Source organism: Cupriavidus sp. GW823-FHT07B10 (assembly GCF_058794355.1).
Window position 1 is genome coordinate 48,802 of the sequence record NZ_JBXAGS010000012.1, and the last position, 12,228, is coordinate 61,029.

General features: G+C 67.0%; 6 protein-coding genes. 1 reads left to right on the forward strand and 5 read right to left on the reverse strand.

Annotation, left to right across the window (positions count from 1 at the left end; genetic code table 11):
* Positions 1 to 129: 129 nt before the first annotated feature.
* The 4 genes from AC1Q6V_RS22960 to AC1Q6V_RS22975 all read right to left on the reverse strand — a co-directional run bounded on the left by AC1Q6V_RS22960 (position 130) and on the right by AC1Q6V_RS22975 (position 8,569).
* Positions 130 to 1,578 carry an efflux transporter outer membrane subunit gene (locus AC1Q6V_RS22960; protein WP_439668310.1) on the reverse strand — a complete coding sequence of 483 codons (1,449 nt, stop codon included), beginning with the start codon at positions 1,576 to 1,578 and terminating at the stop codon, positions 130 to 132.
* Positions 1,575 to 4,733: an efflux RND transporter permease subunit gene (locus AC1Q6V_RS22965; protein ID WP_010812265.1), complete on the reverse strand. Its 3,159-nt coding sequence runs from the start codon at positions 4,731 to 4,733 to the stop codon at positions 1,575 to 1,577. Before AC1Q6V_RS22965 ends, AC1Q6V_RS22960 begins: the two co-directional genes overlap by 4 nt.
* Positions 4,730 to 5,965 carry an efflux RND transporter periplasmic adaptor subunit gene (locus tag AC1Q6V_RS22970; RefSeq protein WP_058698063.1) on the reverse strand — a complete coding sequence of 412 codons (1,236 nt, stop codon included), beginning with the start codon at positions 5,963 to 5,965 and terminating at the stop codon, positions 4,730 to 4,732. Before AC1Q6V_RS22970 ends, AC1Q6V_RS22965 begins: the two co-directional genes overlap by 4 nt.
* 207 nt (positions 5,966 to 6,172) lie before the next feature.
* On the reverse strand, positions 6,173 to 8,569 hold the full coding sequence (locus AC1Q6V_RS22975; RefSeq protein WP_454750845.1) for a carbohydrate-binding family V/XII: 2,397 nt from the start codon (positions 8,567 to 8,569) through the stop codon (positions 6,173 to 6,175).
* 372 nt (positions 8,570 to 8,941) lie between these two features.
* Here AC1Q6V_RS22975 and AC1Q6V_RS22980 point away from each other — a divergent pair, with 372 nt between their 5' ends.
* Positions 8,942 to 10,090 (forward strand): metallophosphoesterase, encoded by a 1,149-nt coding sequence (locus AC1Q6V_RS22980; protein ID WP_010812268.1) that lies wholly within the window; start codon positions 8,942 to 8,944, stop codon positions 10,088 to 10,090.
* Between the two features lie 369 nt (positions 10,091 to 10,459).
* On the opposite strand, the gene ettA is transcribed toward AC1Q6V_RS22980, so the two are convergent.
* On the reverse strand, positions 10,460 to 12,127 hold the full coding sequence (ettA, locus tag AC1Q6V_RS22985; RefSeq protein WP_010812269.1) for an energy-dependent translational throttle protein EttA: 1,668 nt from the start codon (positions 12,125 to 12,127) through the stop codon (positions 10,460 to 10,462).
* Positions 12,128 to 12,228: the final 101 nt, after the last annotated feature.

The window sequence follows — 12,228 nt, forward strand, 5'->3', positions numbered from 1 at the left end:
CGTGGACACTCCGGCCCTCTCCCCCACCCCTCTCCCACTTCGCGGGAGAGGGGAGCGTCCGCGAGAGGTGGCAGTGAATTCCGGCGCACGCGGTGCGCTAGCGCCTGGCAATTGCGCCAGCACTTCGTCCTACCGCCTCAACACCTTCGCATCCCCCTGCATCCCCGCCTCCCTGACGTCCTGCGGCACCGACGGCCAGCCGCCGCCGAGCGACTTGTACAACGCCGCGGTGCCGGTCAGCACGTCCACCTGCCCCTGCACCGCCGACAGCTGCGCGGCGAACAGCTTCTCCTGTGCCGTGGTCACCTCCAGGTAGCTGGAATAGCCGCCCTCGTAGCGCGCGCTCGACTGGTCGGCATAGACCACCAGGCTCTTCTCCTGCTGGCGCAGGCTGACCAGGCGGTTGCGGGTCTCGATGCCGTTGGACAGTGCACTGTTGACGTCGGCCAGGGCCGACAGCACGGTGCCCTGGTAGGCCAGCATGGCCTGCTCGCGCTGTGCCGAGGCGGCCTGCACCTGGCCGCGGATGGCGCCGCCCTGGAAGATCGGCTGGGTCAGGCCGGCACCGATGCCCCACACCTGCGAGGCACTATGCCACAACCCGGCCGGCGAACTGGCAATGGCGCCGAACAGCCCGCTCAGGTTGACGGCCGGCAGGTACAACGCTTGCGCGGCGCCCAGCTGCGCATTGGCGGCAATGGCGGACTGCTCGGCCTGCAGCACGTCCGGCCGGCGCGACAGCAGCGCGGCTGGCAGGTCCGCACCCACCGGCGGCGGCTGCAGTTCATTGACCGGCTTGCCGCGCTCGATCGGCCCGGGCTCGCGGCCCAGCAGCACCGACAGCGCGTTCTCGGTCTGCGCGATGCCGCTGCGCAGCACCGGGATCGTCGCCTCGGTCACGTAGAAATCGTTCTCGGCCTGCGACAGCTCAACCTGCGAGATCACCCCGCCCTCATAGCGCTGCCGGAAGATATCCAGTCCAGCCCCGCGCGCCTTCAGCGTCTGCTGCGCGATCTCCAGCTGCGCGTCCAGCCCGCGCAGCGTGGCGTAGCCCTGCACCACCGATGCCGCCAGTGACAGCACCACGCCACGGCGCGCGTACTCGGCGTTCCACAGGCTGGCCTCGGCGGACTCCGCCTGGCGCCGGATGCGGCCCCACAGGTCGATCTCCCAGCTGGCATTGGCGAGCAGCTGGTACGAGTTGCGCGGGCCATCGAGCGACGCGAACGGCGTGCCGTTGAAGGTGCCGGCGCGCTGGCGCGTTGCCGCCGCAGACAGGTTCACCTGCGGGAAGAATCCCGAGCGCACCACCATCAGCTGGCCGCGGAACTCATCGATGCGGGCCGCGGCGATGCGCACGTCGTAGCTGTTGCGCAGCGCCGTCTCGACCAGCGTGTTCAGCACCGGGTCGCCGAAGCTGTCCCACCAGGCGCTGTCCGCGGCCACCGACAGCACGCCGGTATCGATGCGGTACTGCGCCGGCTCGGGCGTGGCCGGGCGCTCATAGTTGGGGCCGATGGCACAGCCGCCCAGCGCTGCGGCCAGGCAGGCACCGGCCAGCCGGTGGCGCGCGCTCATGACGGTTCTCCGGCCGGTGGCGTGGTGGCTGCGGCCCCGACCTTGGGCTTAGGCTTGCGCTCGGACATAACCTCCAGCCCCCAGAAGAACATCGGGATGAAGAACAGCGCAATCACCGTGGCGCCGAGCATCCCGCCGATCACGCCGGTGCCCAGCGACTGTCGGCTGGCCGCCGACGCGCCACTGGCGATCGCCAGCGGCACGCAGCCGAGGATAAAGGCGAGCGAGGTCATGATGATCGGGCGCAGGCGCAGCCTGGCCGCATGCAAGGCCGCGTCGTAGGCACTGAGGCCTTCCTTGTGCCGGATTTCCACCGCGAACTCGAAGATCAGGATGGCATTCTTCGCCGCCAACGCAATCAGCACCGTCAGCCCGATCTGGAAGTAGACGTCGTTCTGCATGCCACGCAACAAGATGGCAACCAGTGCACCGAACAGCGCGAACGGTACCGCCAGCAGCACACCGAACGGCAGCGTCCATTTTTCGTACTGCGCAGCAAGGATCAGGAACACCATCAGCAAGGCAAAGGCAAAGACCATTGCTGCCGTCGACCCGGCAGTCTTCTCCTCGTACGCCTGTCCGCTCCAGGCAAAGCTGTAGCCCTGGCCAAGCACCTCCCGCGCCACGTCCTCCATGGCCGCAAGCGCCTGGCCGGAGCTGTAGCCCGGCGCGGCATCGCCCATGATCTTGGCGGCCGGGAAATTGTTGAAGCGGGTCATGATATCGGCGCCCGGGACATACCGGGATGTCGTCACCGCCTTGATCGGCACCATTTCGCCAGTGCGGTTGCGCACGTAGACCTTGTCGAGATCCTCCGGACGCGAGCGGTAGTCGGCCTCGGCCTGCAGGATCACCTGGAACAGCCGGCTGTTCTTCGGGAACTGGCTGACGAAGAGCGAACCGAACATGGTCTGCAGCGCGGAATAGACCTGCTCGACGGGCACGCCCTGGGTTTCGGAGCGTTCGCGATCCACCTCCACCAGCAACTGGCGCGAGCGCGTGTTGATAGTGGAATTGATCCCGGTCAGCTCCGGCCGCTGCCGCGCCTTGGCGATAAAGGCATGCACCCGCTCCTCCAGCTGCTGGTAGGTGCCGTCCGCCGTGCTCTGGAGCCAGAACTCAAAACCACCGGTCGTTCCCAGGCCCGGGATCGAGGGCGGGTTGATCGGAATGGTCACACCGTCCTGGTAGCTCGCAAACTCCTTCTTCGCCTTGGCGATCAGATCCGCCGCGCTCTCGCCTTCCTTGCGGTCATGGAAGCCCTTCAGCGTGATGAACAAGGTGGAAGCATTGGCCTTGTTCTGCGAATCGATCAGGCTGTACCCGTCCACGGACGCCACCGAGCTGACGCCGGGCTGCTTGGCATACCAGGCCTCGGCACGGGAGGAGAGGTTGCCGGTGCGGTCCAGGCTGGCCGCATCCGGCATCACCACGGCACCGAACAGATAGCCCTGGTCCTCCACCGGCAGGAACGACGACGGTATCCGCACGAACATCAGCACGCTCACCCCGATCATGACAAGGATGATGACGATGGAGATCACCGTCCGCCTGATCACGACCTGCAGCGACTTGTCGTACCCCTGGATCAGGCGATCGAACGAATTGTTGAACCACTGGAAAAACCGGTTCTTCTTGTGCTCGCCGGGCTTGAGCAGGATTGCCGCAAGCGCCGGCGACAGGGTCAGCGCCACCACCCCGGACAACACCACCGACACCGCGATGGTGACGGCAAACTGCTTGTAGAGCTGGCCGGTAATGCCGGACAGGAACGCCACCGGGATGAATACCGCCAGCAGCACCAGCACGATCGCAACCACGGGGCCGCTCACCTCGTCCATGGCACGCTTGGCCGCCTCCTTTGGTGGCAGTTTGAACTCCACCATGTTGCGCTCGACGTTCTCGATCACCACGATCGCGTCGTCGACCACGATGCCGATGGCCAGCACCATCCCGAACAAGGTCAGCATGTTGACCGAAAAGCCGAACATGCTCATGCCGACGAAGGCGCCAATGATCGACACCGGCACGGCAAGGATCGGCACGATGGTTGCGCGCAGGCTCTGCAGGAACAGGTAGACGACCAGGATCACGAGGATCACCGCATCGCGCAGCGTGTGCACCACCTCGTTGATCGATTCGTTCACGAACTCGGTGGTGTCGAGCGCAACCTCATATTCCAGCCCGGGCGGGAACGACTTCTTCAGCTCCGCCAGCGTGCCGCGCACCTGCTTGGCCACGTCCAGCGCATTGGCGCCCGGCTGCTGGTAGACCGCCAGCAGCGTGGCGGTCTTGCCCTTGTAGCGGCTGCGCAGCGAATAATCCTTGACGCCGAGTTCAGCCCTGCCGATGTCCTTGAGCCGCACCAGCGCGGCGTCGCCCGACTGCGCGCGCAGGATCATGTTCTCGAACTCGGCGGGCTCGGTCATCTGGCCCTTGGTCGCAATCGGGAACGTCTGCAGGACGGGATCGGTGGTCGGCGACTGTCCGATACGCCCGGCGGAGAACTGCTGGTTCTGCGCGCTGACAGCGTTCTTGACGTCTTCCGTGGTAATGCCCAGCGACGCCATCCGGTCCGGCCGCAGCCAGAGCCGCATGGCGTAGTCCGGATTGCCGAAGATCGCTGACTGGTTGGCGCCGGGAATGCGCTTGAGCGCATCCAGCACATAGATGTTGGCGTAGTTGCCGACAAAGGTCTGGTCGTAGCTGTTGTCCGGCGAAAAGATGGCAATCACCATCATGAACGCGGAAGAACGCTTCTGCACGGAAACGCCCTGGGCCGTGACCGCTTCAGGCAGGGTTGGCAGCGCCAGGTTGACCCGGTTCTGCACGTCTACCTGCGCCAGTTGCGGATCGGTCCCGATCTCGAAATACACCGTCAAGGTCAGGTCACCCGTCGAGGAGCTCGTCGAGTTCATGTACATCATCCGGTCCGCGCCGTTGACCTGCTGCTCGATCGGCGCCGCTACGTTCTGGGCGACCACCTCCGCGCTGGCTCCGGGGTATCGAGTCGTCACCGTGATCGACGGCGGCGTGACGTCCGGGAACTGGGCAATCGGCAGTTTGGTCAGCGCGACCAGGCCGCCCACCACGATGATGATGGACAGGACCGACGCAAAGATGGGTCGGTCGATGAAGAAGTGGGCAAGCTTCATGGCTTGCTCCCCGCGCTCTGCGTGCTCTTGGCCTGGGCGGGGGATGACGCGCCTGGCGCACCCGGTGCGCTGGCGGGCGCCGCACCCGCCGGGGGCTTCTGGCCGGACGCGACCTCGGTGGCCTTGACCGGCGCGTCGGGCGCCAGCCGCAGCCCGCCGCTGACGACCACGCGCTCACCCGGCTTCAGGCCGGAGCGGATCACCCAGTTGTCGCCGGTCCACTGGCCCACGTCGACCACGCGCTGGTGGGCCTTGTTGTCCGCGCCGACCACCCACACCATCTGCCCGCGCGGGCCCTGGATGACGGCTTCCTGCGGCACCGCCACGGCCTTGGTGCGCTCGGCGCCATGCAGCTTCACGCGCACGAACTGGCCGGGGCGCAGCGTGCCGTCAGGGTTGGCAACCTCGGCGCGGATCATGTAGGTGCCGGTCTCGGCGCTGAACGAGGCATCGGCAAAGGTGATCTTGCCGTGATGCGGGAACTGGCTGCCATCGGCCATCACGATCACCACGTCAAAGGCGCCCTTGGGCGGGAACTTGAGCGCGCCGGACTCCTGCTCCGAGCGTGACGACAGCACCTCGTTCTCGGACAGGCTGAAATTGACCCACATCGGGTCGAGCTTGGCCACGTAGGTCAGCAGGCTGTTCGACGGATCGATATAGCTGCCGGCCTGCTTCTTGGCAAAGCTCGACACGCCGGTGACCGGTGACTTGATCGTGGTATAGCCCAGGTTCAGCCTGGCATTGGTGACATTGGCCCGGGCCGCCTCGACCGCGGCCGCGGCGGCCTGCTGCTTGCCCACGGCGTCGTCCAGGTCGCGCTGGCTCAGCGCGTTGCGCTCGGCCAGCGGGCGCACCCGCGCCAGGTCGGCATTGGCGGTCTTGAGCCGCGCCACCTGCTGCGCCATTTCGGCATTGGCCGCATCCAGCGCCGCGGCGAAAGGCTTGGGATCCATCAGGAACATGGTCTCGCCGGCCTTGACCACCGCGCCCTCGGTATAGACGCGCCGGTCCAGGAAGCCATTGACGCGCGCGCGGATCTCCACCTGCTGCGAGCTCTGGGTCTGGCCGACGAAGTCATAGACGATCGGCACATCGCGCGGCGCCACCGTCATGGTGCCGACCTCGGCCGCGGGCGGTGCGCTGGGCGCCGGTTTGTCCTTGCCGCAGGCGGCCAGCGTCATCGCGCAGACCAGCCAGAGCGCGCCGCGCCAATGGAAAGCAGTGTTCACGGATCCCTCTCCCGCCATGGTTATGCACGCGATCGCCGCGCGCGCACGCTGGCGACCTTCCGTCGCGCCGGACCGGTGGCCGCACTCGCCTCTTTACCGGCAGGGTAAGGCTCGGCCCTGCGGGCGCCAATTCAATTCTTTTGTAGGCGTCTTTACTGCTTTCGACTTGCTTTTGCCCGCACCCGCGCGGGCTGCCAGGGCCCTGTCTCAGCGGCGGAACCCGCCATGGAAACCGCCGCCGCGGAAACCCCCGGCACGGCCGCCAAAACCGCCCCCACCGCCGCGCCCCTGCCACTGCTGGGCCGTGCCCTGGAAACGCTGCTGGCCAATCTCACGCGCCTGGCGCTGCTGCTCTAGCCGCGCAGTGGCGTCGTTGCCGGACTGCACCGGTTCCCAGCCGCTGGGGGTGTGCTTCTGCCAGCCGTTGTCGGTGTGCTGGTACACCGAGCCGTCGTGGCCGGCATACACGTTGCCGTTGTTCCACACCACCGCATTGTTCTTGTCCGGATTGGCGACAAAGCCACGGCTGCCGGCAGTGTGCTGGCCGGTCTGTGTATTGCCGGCAATGCCCGCCTCGGCCGCGCCGACGCGGCCGGTCTGCGCGTTGTAGCCCGCCGCCTGGCGGCCGGCGGCATAGTTGCCGGTGTAGGTGTTGCCGGCCACGCCGCCGCGCGCGGCGCCCTCGCGCCCGGTCGACGGATTGGCGAACGAGCCCTGGCGGCCCGCCGCATAGTTGCCGGAATAGGGATTGAACGCCGCACCGCGGCTGCCCTGGTAGCGCGCCCCGGTGGCCGGGTTGTAGCCGGCGCCGGTGGTGCCGCGCCATTCGGTGCCGGTCCACGCGTTCCAGCCCTGGGCGTGGGTCACGGTGCCCTGGCCCCAGCGGCCGTAGAAATTGGCCCGGTTCACGTTGACGTAGTTCCAGTTGTACGCGCCGCCCCACCAATAAGGGCCCCAGTACGGCGACGCCGCCCCCCAGAACGCACCGGCGGCGAAGCCGAAGGCAAAGCCCTCGGCCATGCCGATGCCAAAGCCGGCGCCGTAGCCATAGGTGGCCGGGTAGCCGTAGTAGACCGCGCCCACATAGGGCGGATAGACATAGCCGGTGCCGTACACCACCGTGCCGTCGGCGCTGACCACCACGCCCATGTAGCCGGGGGTATAGCCCACCACCACGGTCTCCGGCGTGACCGAATAGATGCGCACATAGGTCACGTAGTACACCGGCGAAGTCGGCGGGATGGTGTAGATCGCCGACGGCACTTCGGTGGCCACACGCCACGGGCCGGACGGTGCCGGCGCCGTGAACCAGACGCCGTTGGCGACCGCGTAGTAGTGGCTGCTGTCGACCTCGATCACCGGCGTGCCGCTGTTGACCGCGTAGCTGAGCGAGGTGCCGGTGATCGGCGTGAAGCGCGGCGCGCCGTCATACGCCACCGCCAGGCTGGCCTTGCTGCGCGACAACGTGGCGGTCTGCGGAATGGTCGCCGCGATCTCGGCCTCGCGTGCCTGCGGCGTGCCGGGCACCGAGACCAGCACATTGGCCTTGGGGTCGGTCGCCGGGATCCTGGCGAAGTCTGCCGGCAGCTGGGCGCCGGGCACGTACTCCCACGGCCCGGTCAGCATCGGCGCGCGGAACCAGCGGCCCGAGACCAGCACGTAATACTGGTTGGCACCCGGATCGACAAAGACCGCGTGGTCGGCATTGGACATCGTCAGCAGGCTGACGCCGCTGACCGGCGTCATCTGCGGCGCGCCGCTGGTCATGACCAGCTCGGTCGGCTGCGTGGCAAAGAGGATCGCCGGCGCCCTCGCCGGCCGCTTGCCGTCGGCCGGCAGCATCGTGTCGGGCTTCATGCCGGCCGCCGCCTTGGTGGCCGCGCTCTCCAGCGCCTTGGGCACGGTCGTCATCACTTCCCAGGCGCCGCCGGCCGATTCGGAGCGATACCAGTAGCCGGCCGCCTTCAGGTGCAGCTCGCCGCCGGATTCGCGCAGCAGCAGCGCTCGGCTGTTCAGCGCCCGTTCGTACTGCGTGCCCGGCACGGCGCGCCAGGCCGGCTCGCCGTCGACCAGCACCAGCAGCGTCGGCGTGGTGGCAAAAAGGATCTGGGGCACGTCATTGCGCACCGCCACGCGGCCAGCCTTGGCCAGTTGCTGCGATACCGCGTAGCTGGCCTGCAGCTGGTCCAGCGGCACCGTCAGCCCGTTGGCCGGCAGGCGCGACACCAGCGCCTGGCGCACCCGGTCGGCGGCGTCGGGCCGGGTCGGCACTTCGACGCTGTCCACCGTGATTCGGGTCAGTTGCACCAGCCCTGAGGACTTGTCGATATCGCCGGTTGCCGAGAAATGCACCACGCCGTAGGTCGGAGAACCCGACTTCTCGCCCACCGCCACCGCCGCGCGCCCGGACAGCCGGTTGCCGTCCCAGGTCTCGATCTGGGGCTGGTACAGCTCCACGTGATCGGTGGCGGCGTCAAAATTGCGCGGCCAGCTCAGGGCAGCCGCGGTTGGCGTGGGCGGCGTGGCGGCCTGCGGGCTGAGCGGGGCGAATGCAAGCCACGCCGCGGCGATCAGGGCGCTGGTCTGCTTCAGGCGAAAAGACATGGGTTTCTCCGGGAGGAAGCCGCCTGCGCCGGCGGGCCGGCACCGCGGGCACGATGCTGCACAACAGGCGGTCCATCCCGCGAATCTAAATTAGGCCGCCAAGCCGAACAATCTGATTCGAAAACATTCAGGATCCGTCCCCAAAAAAGACAGATCAGCCGGTGGCATGGGGCATGCGCGGCGGCCATCGACAGCGGCCTTCATACAAAGAAGTAGTCGGGGCGGCAGGCGGCCATGTCAAGCCGCAATGCGCCGTTGCGACGCGCGCAGGCAAGGCGGGTGTGCATCTTGCTTGGCCTGATGCCACCACAACGGCCCTTGAAGCCGCCCCGCACGGCCTCATCTTTGAAGACTCCGCCCAGGCCCGCCCCCATGCCTCCACGCACCACCATCCTGACCGCCGCCCTCGTGACAGCCCTGCTGCACGGCTATATCGGGCTGCGCCTGCTGCCGGCGATGCCGGTGCCGATGGCGGTCAAGGCATTGGCCGTCGCCTGGCTGGCCCTCTCCTGCGCCCTGCTGCCGGCCGGGCTGCTGGCGCGGCGCGTCAGCCAGCCCTGGTCGGACCTGGTTTCCTGGATCGGCATGCTGGCAATGGGATTCTTCTCATCCCTGCTGGTGCTGACGCTGGTACGCGACGTGGCGCTGGCGGCGGCCTGGCTGGCCGGGCAACTGCTCGGCTGGCACGCGCCCGGCCTGTCCGCGGGCAGTGCGGTGGCGGTGCCGCTGCTGGCGCTGCTGGTCACGCTGGCCGGCTATATCAATGCCCGCCGGCTGGCGCGCGTGGTTGAAGTCGACGTGCCCGTGGCCGGCCTGCCCGACGCCCTGCATGGTTTCACCATCGCCCAGATCAGCGACATCCATGTCGGGCCCACCATCAAGCGGCCCTACCTCGACCGCATCGTCGACCGCGTCAACAGCCTGCAGGCCGACGCCGTCGCCATCACCGGCGACCTGGTCGACGGCACCGTGCGCGAACTATCCGCCCACACCGCGCCGCTGGCCCGGCTGCAGGCGCGCCACGGCACCTACTTCGTCACCGGCAACCATGAGTACTACTCCGGCGCGGAGCCGTGGATCATTGAGCTGCGCCGCCTGGGCGTGCGCGTGCTGATGAACGAACATGTGGTGCTGCAGCACGACGGCGACGCGCTGGTACTTGGCGGCGTCACCGACTACTCCGCCGGCCGCTTCCACGAAAGCCACCGCAGCGACCCGCACCGCGCCATCGCCGGCGCCCCGGCACACGCCGGCGCGCGCGTGCTGCTGGCCCACCAGCCACGCACCGCTGCCGCCGCGGCGGAAGCCGGTTTCGACCTGCAGTTGTCCGGCCATACCCACGGCGGCCAGTTCTGGCCGTGGAACCTGTTCGTGCCGATGCAGCAGCCATACACCGCCGGACTGGTGCGGCATGGTTCACTGTGGATCTATATCAGCCGTGGCACCGGGTATTGGGGGCCGCCGAAGCGGTTTGGGGCGCCGTCGGAGATTACGCGGGTTAGGCTGGTGAAAGCGGGCTAGGAGAATGCCGTAGAAGGCCGAAGAATGGTCGCAGGGACTACTCAGCAGAAAGCCCCGCTCATTTGAGTCGGGGCTTTTGCTTATGGCACGAGCGCTGTCTGCTCACCGCTGGCGCCGCTCGGGCCCCAGGGGCTTTATTTGCCCTTCAGGTTCATCGAGCTGAATGCCTTTCGAGCCAAGTCTGAGATGCGTTTCTTGTTCCGCCTTAGCTCGGCGATTTCGGATTTTGTCAGGTATAGGGAAACTGGAGACCTGCCAGATTTCATCATCACTCCTCCCGTCCTGCAGGACTTGCGACAACACTGCGTCATTCGCCATTCGCCATTCGCGCGAAAGCGCGAACGACGAATTAACTCCCCTCCACAACGCTCACCGCACAATCGGCTTATACCGAATCCGCTTGGGCTTGGCCCCTTCCTCACCCAGCCGCCGCTTCTTGTCCGCCTCATATTCCTGGTAGTTGCCGGGGAAGAACTCCACATGCGAGTCCCCCTCGAACGCCAGGATGTGCGTAGCAATCCGGTCCAGGAACCAGCGATCGTGCGAGATCACCATCACGCAGCCCGCGAATTCCAGCAGCGCATCTTCCAGCGCCCGCAGCGTTTCCACGTCAAGGTCGTTGGACGGTTCGTCCAGCAGCAGCACGTTGCCGCCCGCAATCAGCGTCTTGGCCATGTGCAAGCGGCCGCGTTCGCCGCCCGACAGCGTGCCGACCTGCTTCTGCTGGTCGCCGCCCTTGAAGTTGAAGCGGCCGATATAGGCGCGCGACGGCGTTTCGTACCTGCCCACCGTCAGGATGTCGGAGCCGCCCGAGATCTCTTCGAACACGGTCTTGGTGCCATCAAGCGCGTCGCGGCTCTGGTCGACAAAGGCCATCTTCACGGTCGGCCCGATCTTGATCTCGCCGCTGTCGGGCTGTTCCTTGCCGGTCAGCATGCGGAAGAAGGTCGACTTGCCGGCACCGTTCGGGCCGATGATGCCGACGATGGCGCCCGGCGGCACCTTGAAGCTGAGGTTGTCGATCAGCAGACGGTCGCCGTAGCCCTTGCTCACGCCGTCGAACTCGATCACCTCGTTGCCCAGGCGCTCACCCACCGGGATGAAGATTTCCTGGGTTTCGTTGCGCTTCTGGTAGTCCTGGCTGTTCAGTTCGTCAAAGCGGGCCAGGCGCGCCTTGGACTTGGCCTGGCGGCCCTTCGGGTTCTGGCGCACCCACTCCAGCTCCTTGTGCAGCGCCTTCTGGCGGGCCGATTCGCTGGCCTCTTCCTGCTTCAGGCGCGCTTCCTTCTGGTCCAGCCACGAGCTGTAGTTGCCCTTCCAGGGGATGCCCTGGCCGCGGTCCAGTTCCAGGATCCACTCGGCGGCGTTGTCGAGGAAGTAGCGGTCGTGGGTCACGGCCACCACGGTGCCCGGGAAGCGCGTCAGGAACTGTTCCAGCCATTCCACCGATTCCGCATCCAGGTGGTTGGTCGGCTCGTCCAGCAGCAGCATGTCGGGGCGCGACAGCAGCAGGCGGCACAGCGCCACGCGGCGCTTTTCACCGCCGGAGAGATGCTCGATCCTGGCGTCCCACGGCGGCAGGCGCAGCGCGTCGGCGGCGATTTCCAGCTGCAGTTCGACATTGTTGCCGTCGCTGGCGGCCAGGATGGCTTCGTACTTGGCCTGGTCGGCGGCCAGTGCATCGAAGTCGGCGTCCGGTTCGGCATAGGCCGCGTAGATCTCGTCGAGCTTCTTGCGCGCCTCGAACACGCCGCCCAGCGCCTCTTCCACCGATTCGCGCACGGTCTGCTCGGGATTGAGTTGCGGTTCCTGCGGCAGGTAGCCGATGTTCAGGTTCGGCATCGGCGTGGCTTCGCCCTCGATTTCCTTGTCGAGGCCGGCCATGATCTTGAGCACCGTGGACTTGCCCGAGCCGTTCAGGCCCAGCACGCCGATCTTGGCGCCGGGGAAGAACGACAGCGAGATGTCCTTCAGGATGTGACGCTTGGGCGGGACGATCTTGCCCACGCGGTTCATGGTGAAAACGTACTGTGCCATGGGTGCGTGTTGGAGGGTTGTTCGGGAATGGCGGGAGTGTATCAGGCAGGCGCGGCGCGCTGAGGCAGCGCTGCTCGATTCCGCCCTGGCCGGTACAATGA

Bases quoted from the DNA above. Each gene is read 5' to 3' on its own strand.
- ettA (WP_010812269.1), bottom strand. From the start codon at position 12,127: ATGGCACAGTACGTTTTCACCATGAACCGCGTGGGCAAGATCGTCCCG.
- AC1Q6V_RS22975 (WP_454750845.1), bottom strand. From the start codon at position 8,569: ATGTCTTTTCGCCTGAAGCAGACCAGCGCCCTGATCGCCGCGGCGTGG.
- AC1Q6V_RS22960 (WP_439668310.1), bottom strand. From the start codon at position 1,578: ATGAGCGCGCGCCACCGGCTGGCCGGTGCCTGCCTGGCCGCAGCGCTG.
- AC1Q6V_RS22965 (WP_010812265.1), bottom strand. From the start codon at position 4,733: ATGAAGCTTGCCCACTTCTTCATCGACCGACCCATCTTTGCGTCGGTC.
- AC1Q6V_RS22980 (WP_010812268.1), top strand. From the start codon at position 8,942: ATGCCTCCACGCACCACCATCCTGACCGCCGCCCTCGTGACAGCCCTG.